This is a genomic window from Gluconobacter sp. OJA (genome assembly GCF_039638325.1).
In the GTDB taxonomy this organism is placed as follows: Bacteria; Pseudomonadota; Alphaproteobacteria; order Acetobacterales; family Acetobacteraceae; genus Gluconobacter; species Gluconobacter cerinus.
This window is the reverse complement of the sequence record NZ_JBDIWI010000001.1, coordinates 1,858,384-1,876,993: the sequence shown is the minus strand read 5'-3', so window position 1 is coordinate 1,876,993 and position 18,610 is coordinate 1,858,384. Positions and strand designations below refer to the sequence as shown.

Here is an 18,610-nt window from a genome sequence, read left to right as displayed (position 1 = left end):
GTATTTGGGTGCCAAGGAAGAGGCTACGCCGAAAATAAAAAATCAACGCCTGAAAACCGGCGACATTTGAGAGTTGGTGGCTATAGGTTTTCTGAATGCTATTCGATCTTCCTGACCCAGACACTCTCTATGCCGCTCTGCTTGCCCGGAACGAATATTTCGACGGACAGGCATTCGTCTGCGTGTCGTCAACAGGGGTGTTTTGTCGCCTGACCTGTCCGGCCAGAAAACCGAAGCGCGAGCATTGTACGTTTTACCCGACGATTGGGGACTGTATTGAAGCGGGTTTTCGTCCATGCAAGCGTTGTCATCCGCTTCAGGCTGCAGCGCTTGCCGACCCTGCAATTTTGGCCCTTTTGCAGGCTTTGGATACACGTCCTGATGTGCGATGGTCTGAAGACTGTATTATCAGGTTGGGGTACGACCCTTCTACAATCCGCCGGAGCTTCAAGCGACAGTTTGGAATAACATTTCTGGAAATGGCGCGTCAGAGGCGTCTGAGAGAAGGGTTCGAAGCGTTGGCCGAGGGGGGCAAGGTCATTACAGCTCAGCATGAGGCCAGCTTTGAGTCAGCAAGTGCGTTTCGTGCGGCTTTTTCTCGTCTGCTGGGATGCGCACCGGGAGAATTGCGCCCCAATAAGCTTTTACAGGCGACATGGATACCCACACCTTTGGGCGATATGATGGCTGTCAGCAGTCGCAGTCATCTGCATCTTTTAGAGTTCGTAGATCGAAAAGCGCTGCCCGCAGAGCTCAAGAAACTTAACAAGGCCTCGACGGGGGGAATTGGTATCGGCCGTATGCCCCCATCAGAGCAGGCTGAAACCGAACTCGCGGCCTATTTTTCTGCGCGATCAGACAGGTTTCATACCCCTCTTGCTGTGGCCGGAAGCGCCTTTACACAAAAGGTGTGGGAGGCCTTGCGAACAATTCCTGCTGGTGAAACCAGAAGCTATTCTGACATTGCACGGCAAATCGGCCGTCCCTCCGCAGTGAGAGCTGTTGCGCGCGCCAATGGTGCCAACCAGATAGCGCTAATGATCCCATGCCACCGCGTTATTGGGGCGGACGGCTCCTTGACGGGATATGGTGGTGGACTTTGGCGGAAACACAGGCTTATTGAGATCGAACGCGAACTTAAAAAATTGAAAATAGGATAACCGCTTTTCAGGTTTAATATTTTATAATGTCATAGGTTCGCGGAGAGTATTTTTAGTTAATTACTTCATATTAATTGTATTATTTTTATTGATATTAAATATCTTGAGGCAATCTCTGAACGCGACTGCGGATTACCTGCTCCTCGTAGTCGAGTTCACGCTGAATGTCCCATTCCGTCTGATCATTGATGTCGCGTGCATCCACCAGCGCATGAAGTGTTTGTCGCTGCAGCCTCAGGACAATCAGGCGCAATGCCAGTTCGATCCGTTCACGGCGCAGCGCTGTCGTCCGCGTCAACACTGGGGACTGGGTTGGGCCATCAATTTGGCTGAGGCGGTTTTCATAGGTCTGTAGCAGGCGTCCGAGAACCTCCAGCCTCATATCTTCGTTGCTATGATCACTGTCTGCCTGGTCAAGGGATTCACTTCGGTCTTTCTCTGTGCGGCTTTGTTCACGGTGCAGAAGCTGCAAAGTCGCTTGAAGCAGGCGCTGGCGGGCAAGACTTTCTTCCTGAGCGTGCTTGTCTGCCATATCGCGTGGCAGATATCGGATACACAGCGGAATAGCGATCGCTGCCATAACGAGGGAAAGAACAATTACCCCAGTTGCGACAGTAATTACAAAGCTGCGTTCAGGAAATGCTTCCGGGTCAATCCCGATAGCCGGCAGTGAAAGCACTGCTGCCAGCGTAACGGCGCCACGGACGCCCGAGAAGGCGAGCAACACAACCTCGAGGATATGTGGGAACGCGAAGGTGCGATGTGACATCCGGGCAGTTGCCCATCTGCGAATGATGGAAACCCAAATTCCGCAAAATCGAATAATGAACATAATGGCATAAACACTCGCGACCAGTAACGAGAGTTGCCAGAAATGCGCGCTGTGCTCGTGAGCCAACTCGACGCCAGCATCAAGTAGCCAGGGGAGTTGTAGCCCTAGAAGAAGGAAGATTAAGGCGTTAAAAACATAACTGACAGTGTCGAGAACCGTGCTCGCCTGCAGTCGGGTCGAGGTTGCAGCTTCGTCTGATACTCCTGTCAGTTTGATAACCATACATCCGGCGACAGCTGCCAAAATGCCTGAAGCATGTGCTGTCTCGGCTGCGAGATAGATCCCGAATGGCAGGAGCACGATCATCAAAACCTGCATGAGAGGATCGTCAAATCCGCGGCGAAGCAGGATGCGCTCAGCGCGTACGGCAATCCATGCCAGTCCAGCTCCGATGGCCAATCCTCCGAACGAGACCAGCAGGAACGAACTGAAAGCATGACGGTATGAAATTTCTCCCGTCATTGCGGCAATCATTGCAAAATGAAAGCAGACAAGGCCTGACGCGTCGTTGAACAGAGCCTCGCCGTTTAGGATATGGATCAGCCGCTCAGACACCCGGCGCCCTGCAATAAGGCTGGAGACTGCAACCGTATCTGTGGGAGAGAGTGCGGCAGCCAGTGTAAAGCATACCGCGAGACTAACGGCCGGGATCATCCAGTGAATTGCATAGCCGCAAAGGACTGTCGAAATCACAACTAGGCCGAATGCCAGAAACAGAATTACGCTACGGAGTTCTGAAAACTCTCGCAACGGCATACGAAAAGCGTCTGTAAAAAGGAGTGGGGGCAGGAAAACCAGCATGAACAGGCTTGGCTTCAGTCCGATATGCAATCCGAGAAGAGACGCAATAATACCGAGCAGGATCTGAACCAGAGGGGCAGGGACACGATTGGAAAGCGCCTTAACTGCCAGACTGCTTACAACGATCATGGCGAGGAGGACGAGAGTGGTTTCTGCTTCCGACATACATAGTCTTTCGGCCAATTTTCAGAAGCAGGCAAATGTTTCGTGATTTTGAAATTTCTGAGGATGTCGCATCATTATAATTATTGGCGGTCCAAGTATGTTGGGAGCTTATCGGTGCACCGTATATTTCTTCATCCTAAGTAATGGATTTTATTCTAAAAAATCTCCTTCAAAGACGGGAAATTTCACTGGAATATGAATTTCCCGTCTTCTTTAAGTGCCTCGTGAAAGATCTCTTACAACTTTTAAAAAGCTGTTGAGACCGTGCCTGTAACTGTAAATCTGGGTTCCAGAATAAACTGTGCACCAGAGCCAGGATTAGAGAGGTTTCCGTTCATAAGGCGGACCTGGCTGGCATTTGTGCCGACGCCAACAACTCCTGTTCGCAGGATTGCACCGGTAAGATTGGTAAAGTTTAGTCGGATTGTTGGTGACTTTGCGTGCCAGAGAGGCTTGAAGTGATAACCGAGTGAAAGCGTATTTGTGAAATAACCTGGCATCCGCTGGTCCCCCGCAAGCGTTGTGGATTGCGGGCCAGTATAGTGAAGGGCACCGTTCGCAAAAATGCCTTTATAGGTATACGTCAGGCCAAAGTTTGCCATGAAATGTGGAGCTAACGGGGCTTGCTTTGCTTTACTCGCAAAGGCCGTAAGACTTCCGTTAATATCTGAAGCAGCAATATTGGTATCAGTTGTGGCGTTGAGATATTCCATAGAAAAATAAGGGCTGAGCCCGTGAATAGGCTGTGTTGATACCATCAAGTCCACGCCGCGAGCGGTTTGGTTTCCGGCATTCACGACGCCAGTCTGGTTGTTTCCGACATAAGTGGAAAGGAGGCGATTTGTGATATTGTAATTGAACAGATCAAGATCGACGATGAGGTATTTATCGTTATAACGATAGCCGAGCTCTTCTCTGATCGAATACTGATTTTTAGGCAGTGTTCCATCGATATTCGTGTTCGCTACCGCAGAGGATGCGGGCTGTCTGAAGTCACCTTCTGCATTCATGTAAAGTTGATGGTGCTCATTGAAGTGATAACTGATTGACACATGCGGCAATGGGGCAGTCAGGTTCTGTCCAAGCTTTTGCTTGCTTGGATAAACGATATACCAAACATTCGACATGACATATTTGAAGCCAGCATTAACCAAAAGGTGGTCGTGGAAGTATTTTGCGGTGTCCTGAAAAAATAACGAATGAATTTCAAAGCCTGCCGTGTTGCCTGGATAAACGCGGCTGCCGTTCCGATAGATCTGATAAGTAGAATTATTGGGACTTGGGTTAGCGCCTTCGGCAGTTGTCACGCTGCTTGGAAAATGCTGGGTGTAATCCTGATTTTGGTACCAGTAGCCAAGTTCAAAGTGATTGTGCTTATCGATATCGTATCCAAGAATTGCTGTTAGGCCGACGCTGAATGCGCCATCCTGCAAGAAAAAGCTGGTTACGGGAGTTCCGGTGGCGACAGGTACTCCGGATTTATAGGTATTACCGCTCGTTGCGCCTGAAAAAGCGCCCGCGCTTCCGCTCCAGCCGCGTCCCCAGTTGTAGTAGGGGCGGAGATCAAAATGCAGGTGTCGTGTGAGGACAACATGCATTGGCGCGGTCAGGAAAAGCTGCATCCAGTGGTTGATGTTGTTTTTCCAGTAATCGTTACTGGCCGCATCGAATTCAGCTTTCCGGCCGTAGCTATTTCCCGTCCGTTTGAAATCATAAAACTGATTGGCGGTGCCATATCTGTCGACGACAAAGTCTTCGAGGTTCCACCCCATGAATGCGCGGGCATATGAGCCATTGGCCCAGTCTTTTCGCACGCCAACATCCACGTGAATCTTCTCGTTGCGTCCGCCACCAAACCATGAGCGTGCCTGAGTATGGGCGAAGGAAACAAATCCTCTGCTTCCCGTGTTTCCAACGTCTCCTGATTCAAGGCGAATGAACTGGCGTGCCAGATTGTTTGTGCCGTATGAAAAATCCATCGTTCCCCCAAATTTGTGTGAGGGATCATGAGTGGCCTGATTCAAAACGCCAGCGGCTGCTGATGTTACCGGAAGATCAATTGGAGACGAACCCGGCATCATGCTGACGCTGTCGACGTCTTCGGATTCAACGTTTTCTGCCATATACGCCGCGCTGGCTGCAGGACCACCATCAATCATGAGTGCCATATCAGCATCTGTCAGGCTTCGGCTTTGAATGCGTCCACCCTGCAAGCCAGACGTGTCGGTGACCGCAATGTTAACGCTTGGAAGATTTCGAACGAGTTCGAGGGCAGTACTTGTGGGGCTCCGCATATCAATAAACGATTTTGTAATGGTCTGTACTGCGTATGGGGCAGTTTCAACACGCATCATCCCGCCGCCTCGGCTTCGCTGTACGCTGGACACGTGAACAGTTTCATCTGCCGTGGAATTGATCTCCGTACGCGCATGTCGAGGTTTCGGATGTTCTGAGACACTGGGAATGTCGTGACGACGTGAGCGGGCCTCCCGATGAGGAGTAGATTTCTCCGCCTCCTGTTCGGTCGCTGCGGCCTGTGCTTCCGAGAAGGATGTGGCGTCAATGATTCCGGCTGGTAGGCTGGTTCCCAGGCAAGTCATGACGAGGAGGCGCCGATTTAACGAGCGAATTTTCGGAGCACGAGAACGCATCACATGGCTTCCTTTCATGTGGAACCAAGTTGTTTTTGTTTCTTATCATTATGAATTTCAACCGAGCGATAATGCGGGTTTAATCCATAACGGAAACGTAACCTAAATTGGTTTTTAAAATAAAACGGTATTTTTAAATTTGAAATTTCAAATTATGTTCTTGAATGTTGCAATTGGGAATAAACCAATAACAATTAGTAATTTATCTTATTGTATAATTTTTATATTCAGTAATATTTACTTATATAGATGGATTTCGCCCCCTGTGTCTGACAGAGCCACGCCTTACCAGTGCGATCGGTGTTCTGATTTCCATGGCGGGACGTGCTGGGTGACTCATGGTTTCCAGCAATTGGCGTACACTTTCGCGTCCCATGGTCTGTGCATTCTGTCGAATAGTCGTCAGGCGGGGTGTGACCATGTCAGCCGGAGCGATATCATCAAATCCAAGAATGGACAGATCGCCAGGCACGGTAAGGCCTAGATCAAGAAATCCTTCGATCAGGCCAATCGCAATATAGTCACTGCCAGCGAAGACTGCATCAGGTCTGGGGTGCATGGCAGATAAAGCTACAGCCGCCTGACGACCATAATCACGGCTATAAAGGCCATTCAGTACAAGAGCGGGGTCAAATAGGAGGTTCGCTTCCTCCAGAGCCTGTCTGTAACCCGCAAGCCGTTCACCCGCGCTCATCAAAGCAGATGGGCCGCTCACGTGAGCAATACGTCGATGCCCTGTGCTGATAAGATGTCTGACTCCGTAGAGTGCGCCCTGCACGTTGTCACAGAAGACCTTGCTTGCATGGCTGCCGGGAATATCTTCATCCAGAATAACAATATTCCGATAGCGATTAAGGTGATCTCGGAGTTGTCCATCATCCGGTCGGTTTGAAACGAAGAGCAGACCATCAACCATGTGAGTGTCGAGCCATCGAAGAAAATCAATCTCGCGCGATACGTCATTGCGGCCAATTCCCAGAATCAGGCCATAGTTGGCTGACGCGGCTTCGAGTTCAGCACCTTCGGCAAGTTCGGCAAAAAACTGATCTGAAATTTCAGGCACAACTAGCCCGATTGTTTCGCTTTTCCCTTGGCTTAAGCGTTGCGCAAAGTGGTTTCTACGGAAGCCAAGGGTTTGAATGGCTGCCTCCAGTCGCGCCGCAGTTTCGGCAGGCAGCACGAGTTTGTTGTTCAGATAGCGAGAAACGGCGCCTTTCGAGAGGCCAGCTAAAGTGGCGACGTCACTGATCGTAGGGCCTTTACTCATCTGAAGCTCAACTTGTCGGGCATGGGGTTGGTACGATTTAGAGCTGCATCTCAAGGAAATGAGGGTATGCAACTCCAGATCGGAATCGTTATGTTGCTTATTGACAATGATATGATCCGAAAGTTAGTCATTGTAAACCGGTTTACTGACAAAGTGAGGTCCCGTGTCATATATGGCTTTCACCGCCCACATCCCTGGCGCTCCAATTAAGAGTAGTTCGGTTGTGGATGCCATTCGGTTGGTGGTGGAAGATTTTCATGACCGGGGTACCAATGTTGTATCAGGGAAGGGAGGAAAGACGTTTTCTTTTTTTCCGACCTCTGTAACGGATAATATTCCTCCGCTTTCCCCTGAACTGGCGGATGCTATCTGTCTGCTTTCTCGTCTCCATATAGCGCACGCAGACGATGCGACGCTGGGTGTGGGGGAGGAGGATAGAGGCGCTATGATCACTGCGGATATTCTGCGGCAGTATCGTCTCCCGCGCACCCTTGCACGTTGGACGCCTTCAGGTGCTCCTGGGGAAGTTAAAGTCCCATTGAGTAACGAGTATCTCGCAGAAGGGTCCACGGATCTGTACCTGAATGGTGTCCGCCCTACGGACCGTATTATTCTGATCGACGACCTGATTAGTACTGGAGGAACACTGGTTTCGCTTATTCAGGCGATCACCACCGCCGGGGCCGAGGTCCTTGAAATTTTTACGATCGGCGAAAAGACTGAGAACAAAGGCCGGGATTTCATTGCGCAGCAGACGGGACTGAAGGTTAAAACGCTCTTGGCGACAGATCTGCATGATGAGGGGCAGGGTGTTCGCTCGCGCGTCATGCACGTCAATCTTGGAATACTTGACGAAGCCTGTTTTGCCCAGGTCTCACAGCATTTTCCTCCGGGCTTCTGTCGTATTGGAAGTGGCGCCGAAAGCCACGCAGGGGAACACTCATGACGCAAGTGAAGCCCTATCACGCTCGCTGGTTCCCTAGGTCATCTTTAGAGGAAGCGACAATATACTCCGAGAGCTACCCTGTTCCGCTAAGGGACGGTTCGGTGCTTCAGCTTCCCCTGCGAGCGCTTCCGGGGGGAGAAATGGCAATTGCGCTTCTTATGTCTAATCAGACAAGCTTTGCTGTCGAGCATGAAATCATCCGCCTGCTGACTGATCTGGTTCATGACTTTGCCCCTGAAGCCATCGTGGGGGTGCCGACGATGGGACTGGCTTATGCGCGTCCTGTCGCTCAGAATATTGGCTTGGACGATTATGTGGCACTCGGGCATTCGTGCAAATTCTGGTACGATGAAGAACTTTCTGAGCCACTGGTTTCTTCAACCAGCCCACTTCACAATAAGCGGCTTTATCTTGACCCCGCGCTAATAGAGCGCGTGCAAGGGCGGCGTGTTGTTATTGTGGATGACGTCATTAACACGGGCCAGACCGCAGGGGCTGCCGTCAGGCTTCTACGCAAGGCGGGTGCAGATATAGTTGGCGTTGTGGCGCCTCTGACCGAAGGATGGGCCTGGTATAAGGCTTTGAGCGAAATCGGGCCGGATCTTCCCGCGCTGGTTCAGGCGATAGGGCATATCCCCATGTTTCGTCTGGCGGGGCAGGGTTGGTCGCCTATCGAAGGGACGTGTACAAATGACCGTCCTTCTTCCCTGAACGGATGACACGGAATAAAGCAAGTTCTGTGAACGGGCGGCTCTGGCGCAAGTGGGCTGCTGCTGTTTTCTCAGCATGCCTCTTGTTGGCATGCTTGCCCCACAAAGCGCGTGCTTCAGATAGTCTGCATCATGTCCGTCTGGTTTATTTTTGGCCGGTACAGGGCTTTCTTCTGATTCCTATCGTTGTTGCTCAGGAGCAGGGCATTTATCGACGATATGGACTGGATGTATCAATTGTTCTGCCGCCAGATGCTCAGACTACGGCGCGTATGCTCGCAACAGAGCAGGCCGAAATCGGCATGGAAGCACGGACGGATGTAGTTTTTGCGGCAGAGGTTTCACTGCCGCTCGTCTCCATCGCCAATTACGATCAGCATAATAGCTGGTGCGTTGTCGGCAGACCGGGCGAGCCCATAGATCTCCGTACGCTTGAAGGTAAGAAAATAGGAATTTTTACCGACTCATGGACAGCGGTGATGATGCATCTGCTGTTTGAGAAGAGTGGCGTGAAAGATGCGGAGAATGTCCAGCAGATCATTACACAGTTTGAAGATTTGCCATTACTGCTCTCCGGTCGTCTGGATCTTGCCACCAATGCGGCGTCCTTTGCGATCGCGGCATCTATAGCTCAAGACGGACAAATGCCTAGTCTGGCATGTCCGAATGTCACCGGGGTGCCAGACATTCCCATCTGGTCCTTCACGGCAACGCCTCAGTGGCTGAAACTGCATGGTGCGGATGCCAAGGCTTGGCTGGCTGCGACGCGTGAAGGTCTTCTCTGGGCGACGGCTCACCCGACCGAGGCGGCAGCCCTCTTCAGCAAAATTTATCCGGAAGTGGATAGTCCGCTCTACGATAAAGCTGGCTGGGCGGCGGCTGTCCCTTATTTTGGAAATAGTGACACCGCTTTGAGCCAGACATCACAGTCTTGGTCAGAGCTTGCGAGTGAAATGCATCGCATTGGTCTGATTTCAAAAGTTCGTCCGCTGGCCACTTATTACACCAACGATTTTCTGCCGAGGTAGATCATGACTGCATCACTTCCCTCAGATCTGAGTCACTATACTGCTGCACAGGACATTGCTCGTGCAGTGTTGACCGATATTACAGCCCATATCGTGCCCGGTGCATCTGAGGCGAGTGTGCACCAGGCATGCCATGACCTCATGCTTGCACACGGAGCAACCGATTTTTGGGGCAATACGCCCGCTTTTGTATTGGCGGGAGAGCGGCTTCGGCTGTCTATGTTTGATAGCAGTTATGTTCCGTCTACGAAGCTATTTGGCGAAAACGAAACCATTACGATTGATGTGGGCCCTCGCATTGATGATTACTTCGGAGATAGCGCGCGGACCTACTTCCTACGTAACGGGATTATCGTGTCCGCCGCTGAAGCCGGTGAGGAAGAGGCTGAGGCCATGGATTTTGAAGCCTATCTTCATGGCGTCTTCATAAAGACTGTTCAGCCAGACATGACATTCGGGGATTTACATCAGAAGATGTCTGCACTGGTCTCTGAAAATGGCTATGAAAACCTCGATTTGCTCGATGCGTATGGTCACAGCATCGCTGCTTCGACCGATGATTTCATTATTATGGAGAAAGGAAATGAACGCCTTCTCGGGAGTGTGAATTATTTCACATTCGAGCCTCATATCGCGAAGGTTGGTAGCTCTCTGGCCGTAAAATATGAGGAAATTTATTACTTCGATCATGGGTTAGTTAAAATGGTCTGACGGTCATACACGATCACCGTGCCGGGCTTGGCTGACGCACGCCTTGGATACGCCTTCAACAGAAAGACCTCATGATGCCCAATACCTCCGACGCACTCTTTTCGCAGGCGCATACCGGTGCGAACGGGAATACTGCAGGTCGTGCCGTCAAGCTTTCCATTGACGGGGTGTCGCATGCATTCGGTGATAATCTTGTGCTGGACAATGTCAGCCTAGATATCGCACCGGGAGAGTTTGTATGCGTTCTGGGGGCATCTGGCTGCGGAAAAAGCACGCTGTTTAATGCGGTGTCCGGCTTGTTGCCTATCACTAAGGGCAGCATCAGGCTTGATGGAGAGGATATTGTCGGAAAGCCCGGTAATGTGGGTTATATGCTGCAGAAGGACCTGCTCCTTCCGTGGCTGACAGCGCTGGATAACATTGTTCTTGGGGCATCTCTGACCCGCGGTGCCACTCAGGATGACCGGCTTCGGGCTACGGCGCTTGCCACGCATTATGGTCTTGGTAGCTATCTGAACAATTACCCCACAACCCTCTCAGGAGGGATGCGCCAGCGTATTGCACTTATGCGGACCATTACGGCTGGCCGGGATCTTATGTTGCTGGATGAGCCATTTGGCGCACTGGACAGTCAGACGAGACTGAGCATGCAGCAATGGTTGCTACAGGTCTGGGCTGAAACAGGACGTACAATCATGTTTGTCACTCATGATGTGGATGAGGCGATCTTCCTCGCAGACCGGATCGTCGTGCTGCTGCCACGGCCGGGACGGATCGGTCGTATTCTCAACGTTGATCTGGAGCGCCCCCGAGATGTTTCATGCATGACGTCCAGCACATTCATGTCACTAAAAGCGGAAGCGCTTGATCTCCTTTATCGTTGACCCTTATCAGAAATGAATTTTGGAATGAGCCTGATCCGGTCGATTTTTATTCATCCTATGGTCAAATCCATGGGGTTTTGGTCTGTGGCCATGCTCACGCTTTTGGGGCTGTGGCAGGTCGTCGTTTCCGTGTTCCATGTGCCAGCTTTTGTCATTCCGTCTCCAGTCGCCACGATAAGTGCCTTGTTCCAGAATGAAGTCATGATACGCGGACTGTTGTGGCAAACTTTCAAGGAAACGCTGGCAGGCTATCTTGTCGGCGCAGCGGTTGGTGTGCTCCTGGCCGTCGTGATGTCACAGTTGCCGGGGCTGGGGCGCTTGCTATATCCGGCACTTGTTACATCCCAAGCCATTCCGATTGTGGGTATCGCAGCGCCGCTCGTAATCATCTTCGGCTTCGGTATGACGCCAAAGCTTATTATTGTGGCCTGGATCGTCTTCTTTCCGGTCGTGGTCAATATGATGGACGGACTGGCGCATATAGATCGTGATCAGATCAATCTCGCCCGTCTGCTTGGGGCGACGCGCCTTCGTACATTTCTCTACATCCGCCTGCCAGCCTGTCTGGGACCGCTTTTTTCCGGCCTTAAGATCGGCGCTTCTTATGCTGTAACGGGGGCGGTGATCGGGGAGTGGACAGCATCTTCCAAAATGGGACTGGGAACCTACTTGCTGGCGGCGAACGCGCAGATGAATTCTGTCGGGGTTTATGGTGCCATGCTTCTGATGACGTTGATTGGCATTGGCTCTTTCGCAATGCTGCTGCTGCTGGAATACGGCGCCATGCCATGGCGGCACAGAGCGACATCACCCTGGCGGCGTGCCCCACACCTTTGAGGGGCAGGGTACTTTTTGTTGGGGCTACAGGACTTGCTGCTTAAAGGACTACCCAGTGCCCCAATAAAGGAGCATACCAAAACGCTGGGACAGTGCTTATAAAGCAGGCAGAGACCCAAGCCTGAACGAAAGACAAGATCCCTGACCGTACTGACATCTTATGGGTGGAGCGCTGAAACTGCGTTGGCCTTCCAACCTTACTCCGGAAGTGAGCTGATCCCTGGGCGTGTCGTTGCACAGCAACGAGGCCTTCTTGGTGTCATTACTGAAAGTGGTCTGATTCAGGCTGACACTGCAGGGAAGCTTCTGCATACGTCGGATCCATTGGATCGGCCAGCCATTGGGGACTGGGTGGTGTGCCATCCGAGGTTTTACGAACGACGTGGCACCATTCAGGCTGTTCTGCCGCGCACGACCTGTTTTGTCCGTAAAGAAGTCGGGAAGCGGACGCAATCGCAGGTCATCGCAGCTAATATTGATGTCGCATTCCTGGTTATGACAACTGGGGCAGATTTCAACCTGTCCCGTCTTGAACGGTATCTGGCGCTCACAAGAGAAAGCGGCGCAAAGCCTGTCATCGTCCTGACCAAGGCTGATCTGTGTGAGGATATTGAGCAAGTCGCCAATGCTGCCCAGACTTGCGCCCCTGGAGTGGATCTCAGGATCGTATCTTCTCTTGAGGGGACGGGGCTGAACGAGATTTCGGCATATCTCGACGGACATCGCACTGGCGTCATGGTGGGAAGCTCTGGGGCGGGAAAATCTACCCTTCTCAACGCCCTAATGAAAACCGACCATGCTGCAACGGGGGCTGTCTCCGAGTATGACGGGCAGGGCAAGCATACGACGACCCATAGGGAGATGGTGAGCCTGCCTTCGGGTGGCCTGCTGATCGACACGCCAGGAATGCGTGAACTCGGCATGGTGAATGCAGCGGAGGGTCTCGCCGCCGCATTCGGGGAATTCAATGCTGAAGTCGAGGAGATTGCTCAGCAATGCCGCTTCCGGGACTGCAAACATGAAGCCGAGCCCGGTTGTGCGGTCCGGAAGGCTCGTGAAGATGGGAAGCTTGATGAGCGGCGCTGGAATAACTGGCTCAAGATGAAGCATGAAATCCAGCTGCAGGAGCAGAAAAATCCAGCGGGACGAAGAGCGGAGCGGCGCGAGCAGTTGCGTCTTAATAGAGAAGCCCGGAAAGCGAAGCGTCACGACTGAACTGTGGGCGTATACATAAGAGCGCCACAGTTTCCAGCGTTGGAAGAGATTTACGAATAATTTACGAGTGAAACGAGATGCATGCTCGTTGAAGCCGTTTTAAAGCGATGTGCGTCTATCTGCTCGATAGGTAAACGACCTATAGTTTGCCTCTCTACTTCGTAACAGCACCCTTAAAGCAATCATAAAGAGCAAGCCACGCAGCATCGGTTCGTGCTGTGTGGCTGCGCGCATGTCGCATTATAATGGCTCTGAGGTCGAGCACTCGGATAATTTGATATTGATCAATATGCTGCATAAGTATGCAAGAAATTGAGAATGATGCCGAGAATTTTACCTTGACCCATACCGTATGACGATTAATTTACGCCGAAATTTCCGGAACGATAACCGATATCGTTAATCGATAGTTATTTGGTTTTTTTTATATCAACATCATCAATGATTCCTATTGATTAAAATTAACGTACTACCTTATGTTCGATTCCGGCGCTGAGCACGGATTAACAATTTATAATTAGTTAATAAATGCTTAACGCTTCTAGTGATGGAGGAATTAAGCATGGCTGGCGGAACAACGTATAATACTACTCGGCAGTACTCACTTGCTAATGGTGGGACAATATCGGGTTCTACATCGACAGATATTTTTGGGGATGTGACCGTTAATGAGTCATATTTTCTAATAAATAATACGCTTTCTGGTTCTACTGCGGCGCAGTACGGAGCTATTATAGCTCAAACTGGCGACGTCGGAACAAATCTCGTTGCGACGTCCGCAGGTGCTCTGCTTGCTTCCGGCGGTGCCATTACTGGCGCAACGGTTGGAAACTCTGCCGCAGTTCTGGCCTTTAACGGTGGAACCGTTACGAATTATAATGTAGCAGCAGGTGGCGCAGTTTTTGTTGGCGATCAGTCGCTCAACACGTCTGCTTCTGCGATCCTGACGTCCAAGGGACTGACAAATCTAAGTGGGCCTGGCATTGTCTCGGCTGGCACCTTGCATGCTGGGGCACAGGAAATCATCACGAGTGGTGGTACTGACCGGGGATCCCTGATCCAGGGCAGTCAGTATGTTTCTGCCGGTGGCCTCACGATCAGCAACACCGTCAACAGTGGTGGCGTTCAGAACCTGTATAGTGGTGCTATCACCAGTGGGACGATTGTTGCCTCTGGTGGCACGACGGTTGCGAGCGGTGGCGCCACCATCAGTGCGACAAACATTTCTGGTGGTGTTGTTCAGCTGAATGCTGCTGCTCTTCTCCGCGGTGCGGTCGTGAGCGCCGGGGGCAAGCTTACTGTCTCAAGTGGCGCAACTGCATCCAGCGTGACTGTATCGTCTGGCGGTACGGAGAGCGTGCTGTCTGGTGGTGTCATTTCTGGCGGCACAGTGCTTAGCGGCGGCAAGGAATCTGTTGCTTCCGGTGCAACGTCTTACAACGTCACAGTCTCGTCCGGCGGCTCGCTCACAGTTGTTGCTGGCGCTGTCCTGTCGGGAACACAGGTTGCTCAGGGTGCAGTTATCGATGTCGATACACTGACCTACGTGTCAGGTTGCGAGACGTCATTGGCGTAATCAAGGATTTCGTCGACCTGTTTCATGATGTCACGACCAGCCGGTTTGATATAGTCTTGATTACGTGACGCGGGATGTTTTTCAAGCCATGAGATGATGCATTGGGCGGGAGCGATGCCGCCCAGAACACGCTGCGGGCGATGATTGTAGGCGAAACAGAAGCCTCTGAGCAGAATTTCCAGATCTTCATGGTTTGAGACACAGACCTGCAGTACTTCTGTAGCGACACGGCCATTGAAGCGTTCCACCATTCCATTGGTCTGAGGGGAGTAAGCCTTGGTCCGGCGTCGGTCGATTCCCATGTCATGACAGGCTTTTTCGAAGGCGTCCGCTGTAAAGCAGGAGCCACGATCGGTCAGGATATGGGTGATCCGGAAAGGAAAGGCCGATTTGACGGCATTGAGGAAATCAACGGAATTATCCGCATTTTCCGCGTCATAAACAGCCAGGTGCACTGAACGGGAACAGCGATCGATGGCGACATACAGAAAACGTTTCCGCCGGTCCCCATCTGCTGTCTGTAATTTTGGCAGATGTTTCACATCGATATGGACATAACCGGGATCGTAATCGCGGAACTTTCCCTGTCCCCGAACTGGTCCGGCCTTTGGAACAGGAGGCAGCCTGTTCAATCCGGCGTCTTTCAGTATCCGCCAGATATTGTCCCGGTTCAGATGCGGCAGGAAATGCCGTAAGACAAAGGTCAGATCATCCAGACCAAAACCGGTAGAACGCCGAAGCTGACAGACAATGGCGCGCTCCTCCTCCGAGGCTTTCCAGGCCAGCCTCCAGGGACGGCTGCTGCGGTCCTGACAGGCGTCCGAACCACGCCTGCGCCACTTGCGGACTGTTTCATCGCTGATCCCGTAGCGTCTGGCGAGCACGGATGTCGGTTCTGACGAACGAGCTATCTCAGCCCGGACAGCCGGTGTCGTGCGTGCCTGTGGGTGGATCTGAAGCATCATTCGGTCTCCCTGCAAACGGAAGAAAACAACGAAGCATAACGCGGTATCGCCCACGCTACATCATCCCAATGACGTCTCGCAACCTGACACCTACGCTTCGGGCGGCACTGTTAAGCTTGACGGTAACACCCTTACGATTTCCGAAGGTGGTTCCACCTGGCAGACAACGTTTGGTGGCACCTTTAAGAGCACCGACTATTTCGTGATTGGCCGTGACACCGATGGCAGCACGATTGCAACGTTCGTTTGCTTCTGCGCCGGGACGCTGATCCTTACAGAAGATGGCGAGAAGCGCGTCGAGGACCTTCAGATTGGTGACCGCGCCATCACATATGTGGCTGGTCGTGAAGTCATCGAGCCTATCACTTGGGTTGGTCACCGCACGGCGCAGGTTCGTACGGATCTGCCGGTGGATCAGGCTGGATATCCTGTCCGTATCCTCAAGGATGCCATCTCGCCTGGCGTGCCTCATCAGGACCTCGTGGTTACACCCGAGCATTGCCTGTATTTCGAAGGGCGCTTCGTCCCGGCACGTATGCTCGTTAACGGTCGTAGCGTTTTCTACGATCTGACAATGACGAACTACGAGTACTTCCACGTTGAGACGGAAAATCATTCCATTCTGTGGTCCAACGGTGCCCTCAGCGAAAGCTATCTGGACACTGGAAACCGTCGTGAATTCGGTCAGCAGGGTGGTGTTGTCCGTCTTGTCAGTGGTCCGGTTCGTGAATGGAGTGTTGATGCAGCGGCACCGCTGGCAGTGACCCGTGATCTGGTTGAGCCAATCTACCGTGCACTCGAAGAACGCGCTGTAGAAATGTCCATTCCAGACCAGCGGAAGCCCGTTGTTCTAACCGAAGATGCCAACCTGCATCTTGTGACGCCTGCTGGTCATCGGATTAACGCGGCACGTCGTGCAGAAAACGGCGACTTTGTTTTCATGCTTCCTGCTGGCGTTGACGAAGTCCGTATCATGTCCCGTGCATCTCGTCCGGCGGATGTCTTTGGTCCGGTGGTTGATGACCGTCGTTACCTTGGTGTTCTGATTGGGGGTATTAGCCTCTGGGCAGGTAATGGTCAGAAGAGCCTGACTGCACACATCACGGAAGACGAACTGTCGGGTTGGAACAACCGCGAAGAGGGCGGCGTTCGGTGGACGAATGGCAACGCTGTTCTGAAGCTTCCTGCGCGTCAGGATCTTTCGATTGCTGTACTGACAATCGAAGTGAAGAACGCAGGGCCATACCTGCTTGAAGATGAGACTGACAACGTAGCTGTCATCGCATCCTGAAAAACTGCTTAGAAAGTTGAACGAAATGGAAGTAACGTGCGTTTCAGGAACGCACGTTACTTCCTTCTTTCTATTTGCAGGATTTTCATAGAGTTCCGAGGAATAGGTTGACGCAATATGTTTGAACGTCTGGCCCTGAAATATGCAGCCGGACATCCGGCCTCAATTGCGATGAGCTGGTTTGAGGGAGAAGCAAGCTTCGATCAGCTTTCCCACGATGTCAGCCGAGTTGCCAACGCACTTTTTCAACTTCGGGATCTTCTCCCATCAGTTGTGGCCATTCGATGCGTACATCCATACAGACACTGGGTTTTCATTCTTGCTTTGGCCCGGCTCGGAATACCCTCGGCTTCGTTGCCGGGATATGTGGATGCGAACTTCCACCGCTCTGTGAAAATCCTGTCTCCGGACATCATATTGCTTGATGAGCCTGTCGAAGGGCTTGAGCAACAGGTTCTGGTACTGAACGACGCCTGGTTTGAGCATGTCTGTCAGACAGGGGCAGAATGTGCTGAAACCATCATAGTTCAGCCTGACGACGTCGTGCGTTTCTCTGTAGCCGGTGGGACAAGCCAGGATGCGCGTCGTATCGCCCTGACATCGCGATACGTAGAAACAGTAGTTTATCACCTGCTGTTCCAGGATGTGTTGTCTCATACCCATCGCCCGGAAAACCTGCGTGTCTTACCGACCTTGGGGGCAGAAACTTCGAGCGGCTTTCTTATCATTCTCTCCGCCCTCGTAGGCGGGACGCGTTTGCAAATGATGACGGGGTCCGAGTTAGGGCTCGTCTTCAGCCAGGATATTCCGACAGTTGCCGTTGTGTCTCCTCGGCATGTGGAGGGCATACTCTCTCAGCTACCACCCGGGATGAGTCCCTTGGACAATCTGTTTCTGACGGTTGCGGGAGGGAAGTTACCAAAAGCGCTTTGTGCCTCCATCCGGCAAAAGCTCACCCCGAATGTTCAGGTTGTTTACGGCGCTGATGAATGTGGAGTGATTACCATTGTCTCGACGGACGCTCAGTCCAGCGATGATGAGGTTGGAAAGCCACTTCCCTGGGTTGGACTGGAGATCGTTGACGAAAATCATCAGCGTGTTTCTGCTGGTGAGGTGGGGCGCATTCGTGTCAGCGGCACTGGGGTTATCGGCGGATACGATCTGGACCCAGCTGCGACTGCAGTACAATTTCGTGACGGATGGTTCTACCCTGGTGATACCGGTTTTGTGGATGCCAATGGAACATTGCACCTGCGGGGCCGCGCCGACGATCTGATCAGTTTTGGCGGGGATAAGTTCGATCTGGAGAGGTTGGACGCGCGCCTTCTGGCATGTGCCGGCGTCAAGGATGGTGCGATGTTTGTTGTCCCTGATGATCAGGGACTTCCAACGCCATGGGTCGCTCTCGTGACAGAAGATGATTTTAACCTGGAACTGCTTTCAAAATGGATGCGGCAGGACTTTCCCAATCTGCCTGATGCGGCGGCTGTGTGGATTGATGCTCTTCCCCGGACCGAGGACGGCCAGCCTGACAGAGTGGCTTTACAAAAGGCAGTCAAACCCTCCTGAAC

15 protein-coding genes are annotated in these 18,610 nt (G+C 52.1%); 11 read left to right on the top strand and 4 right to left on the bottom strand.

The window, feature by feature from the left end; all coding sequences use genetic code 11:
* Positions 1-95 precede the first annotated feature (95 nt).
* Positions 96-1,160, top strand: coding sequence for a trifunctional transcriptional activator/DNA repair protein Ada/methylated-DNA--[protein]-cysteine S-methyltransferase (locus tag ABDK75_RS08555; protein WP_346005566.1), 1,065 nt, complete (start codon positions 96-98; stop codon positions 1,158-1,160).
* 94 nt (positions 1,161-1,254) lie between these two features.
* Here the strand turns inward: ABDK75_RS08555 and ABDK75_RS08550 are convergent, their stop codons facing one another.
* The 3 genes from ABDK75_RS08550 to ABDK75_RS08540 form a co-directional block, all read right to left on the bottom strand.
* On the bottom strand, positions 1,255-2,958 hold the full coding sequence (locus ABDK75_RS08550) for a Na+/H+ antiporter (RefSeq protein ID WP_346005565.1): 1,704 nt from the start codon (positions 2,956-2,958) through the stop codon (positions 1,255-1,257).
* Positions 2,959-3,203: 245 nt separating this feature from the next.
* A complete protein-coding gene (locus ABDK75_RS08545) occupies positions 3,204-5,312 on the bottom strand; it encodes a TonB-dependent receptor domain-containing protein (protein ID WP_346005848.1) in 2,109 nt (702 codons plus the stop codon).
* 538 nt (positions 5,313-5,850) lie between these two features.
* Positions 5,851-6,876, bottom strand: coding sequence for a LacI family DNA-binding transcriptional regulator (locus ABDK75_RS08540; RefSeq protein ID WP_346005563.1), 1,026 nt, complete (start codon positions 6,874-6,876; stop codon positions 5,851-5,853).
* 445 nt (positions 6,877-7,321) lie between these two features.
* On the opposite strand from ABDK75_RS08540, the gene ABDK75_RS08535 reads away from it, so the two are divergent.
* From ABDK75_RS08535 to ABDK75_RS08500, 8 genes are all read left to right on the top strand, one after another.
* Positions 7,322-7,822, top strand: a complete 501-nt coding sequence (locus ABDK75_RS08535) for a hypothetical protein (RefSeq protein WP_339408516.1) — start codon at positions 7,322-7,324, stop codon at positions 7,820-7,822.
* Positions 7,819-8,541 carry a phosphoribosyltransferase gene (locus ABDK75_RS08530; protein WP_339408517.1) on the top strand — a complete coding sequence of 241 codons (723 nt, stop codon included), beginning with the start codon at positions 7,819-7,821 and terminating at the stop codon, positions 8,539-8,541. The genes ABDK75_RS08535 and ABDK75_RS08530 overlap by 4 nt, the downstream gene beginning before the upstream one ends.
* An 86-nt stretch (positions 8,542-8,627) precedes the next feature.
* The gene (locus ABDK75_RS08525; protein WP_346005562.1) at positions 8,628-9,560 is read left to right on the top strand and encodes an ABC transporter substrate-binding protein; all 933 of its coding nucleotides are present in this window, start codon (positions 8,628-8,630) and stop codon (positions 9,558-9,560) included.
* Between the two features lie 3 nt (positions 9,561-9,563).
* Complete coding sequence (locus ABDK75_RS08520; protein WP_346005561.1) at positions 9,564-10,271, top strand: M24 family metallopeptidase; 708 nt, start codon at positions 9,564-9,566, stop codon at positions 10,269-10,271.
* Between the two features lie 71 nt (positions 10,272-10,342).
* Positions 10,343-11,155 carry an ABC transporter ATP-binding protein gene (locus ABDK75_RS08515; RefSeq protein WP_211514100.1) on the top strand — a complete coding sequence of 271 codons (813 nt, stop codon included), beginning with the start codon at positions 10,343-10,345 and terminating at the stop codon, positions 11,153-11,155.
* Between the two features lie 69 nt (positions 11,156-11,224).
* Positions 11,225-11,992 (top strand): ABC transporter permease, encoded by a 768-nt coding sequence (locus ABDK75_RS08510; RefSeq protein ID WP_346005559.1) that lies wholly within the window; start codon positions 11,225-11,227, stop codon positions 11,990-11,992.
* 183 nt (positions 11,993-12,175) lie between these two features.
* Positions 12,176-13,207, top strand: a complete 1,032-nt coding sequence (gene rsgA / locus ABDK75_RS08505) for a ribosome small subunit-dependent GTPase A (protein ID WP_346005557.1) — start codon at positions 12,176-12,178, stop codon at positions 13,205-13,207.
* Positions 13,208-13,769: 562 nt separating this feature from the next.
* Positions 13,770-14,783, top strand: coding sequence for a hypothetical protein (locus tag ABDK75_RS08500; RefSeq protein ID WP_346005556.1), 1,014 nt, complete (start codon positions 13,770-13,772; stop codon positions 14,781-14,783).
* Here ABDK75_RS08500 and ABDK75_RS08495 read toward each other — a convergent pair.
* Positions 14,750-15,745: an IS481 family transposase gene (locus ABDK75_RS08495; RefSeq protein ID WP_087652154.1), complete on the bottom strand. Its 996-nt coding sequence runs from the start codon at positions 15,743-15,745 to the stop codon at positions 14,750-14,752. The genes ABDK75_RS08500 and ABDK75_RS08495 overlap by 34 nt on opposite strands.
* A 205-nt stretch (positions 15,746-15,950) precedes the next feature.
* On the opposite strand from ABDK75_RS08495, the gene ABDK75_RS08490 reads away from it, so the two are divergent.
* Together ABDK75_RS08490 and ABDK75_RS08485 are read left to right on the top strand one after the other, a co-directional pair.
* Complete coding sequence (locus tag ABDK75_RS08490; RefSeq protein WP_346005555.1) at positions 15,951-17,039, top strand: Hint domain-containing protein; 1,089 nt, start codon at positions 15,951-15,953, stop codon at positions 17,037-17,039.
* Positions 17,040-17,156: 117 nt separating this feature from the next.
* Complete coding sequence (locus tag ABDK75_RS08485; protein WP_346005554.1) at positions 17,157-18,608, top strand: AMP-binding protein; 1,452 nt, start codon at positions 17,157-17,159, stop codon at positions 18,606-18,608.
* Positions 18,609-18,610 lie beyond the last annotated feature (2 nt).

Excerpts from the sequence above, each read along its gene's own strand:
- ABDK75_RS08555 (WP_346005566.1), top strand. The coding sequence starts at position 96 with ATGCTATTCGATCTTCCTGACCCAGACACTCTCTATGCCGCTCTGCTT.
- ABDK75_RS08550 (WP_346005565.1), bottom strand. The coding sequence starts at position 2,958 with ATGTCGGAAGCAGAAACCACTCTCGTCCTCCTCGCCATGATCGTTGTA.
- ABDK75_RS08545 (WP_346005848.1), bottom strand. The coding sequence starts at position 5,312 with ATGATGCGTGTTGAAACTGCCCCATACGCAGTACAGACCATTACAAAA.
- ABDK75_RS08540 (WP_346005563.1), bottom strand. The coding sequence starts at position 6,876 with ATGAGTAAAGGCCCTACGATCAGTGACGTCGCCACTTTAGCTGGCCTC.
- ABDK75_RS08535 (WP_339408516.1), top strand. The coding sequence starts at position 7,322 with ATGATCACTGCGGATATTCTGCGGCAGTATCGTCTCCCGCGCACCCTT.
- ABDK75_RS08530 (WP_339408517.1), top strand. The coding sequence starts at position 7,819 with ATGACGCAAGTGAAGCCCTATCACGCTCGCTGGTTCCCTAGGTCATCT.
- ABDK75_RS08520 (WP_346005561.1), top strand. The coding sequence starts at position 9,564 with ATGACTGCATCACTTCCCTCAGATCTGAGTCACTATACTGCTGCACAG.
- ABDK75_RS08515 (WP_211514100.1), top strand. The coding sequence starts at position 10,343 with ATGATGCCCAATACCTCCGACGCACTCTTTTCGCAGGCGCATACCGGT.
- ABDK75_RS08510 (WP_346005559.1), top strand. The coding sequence starts at position 11,225 with ATGGGGTTTTGGTCTGTGGCCATGCTCACGCTTTTGGGGCTGTGGCAG.
- ABDK75_RS08500 (WP_346005556.1), top strand. The coding sequence starts at position 13,770 with ATGGCTGGCGGAACAACGTATAATACTACTCGGCAGTACTCACTTGCT.
- ABDK75_RS08495 (WP_087652154.1), bottom strand. The coding sequence starts at position 15,745 with ATGCTTCAGATCCACCCACAGGCACGCACGACACCGGCTGTCCGGGCT.
- ABDK75_RS08485 (WP_346005554.1), top strand. The coding sequence starts at position 17,157 with ATGTTTGAACGTCTGGCCCTGAAATATGCAGCCGGACATCCGGCCTCA.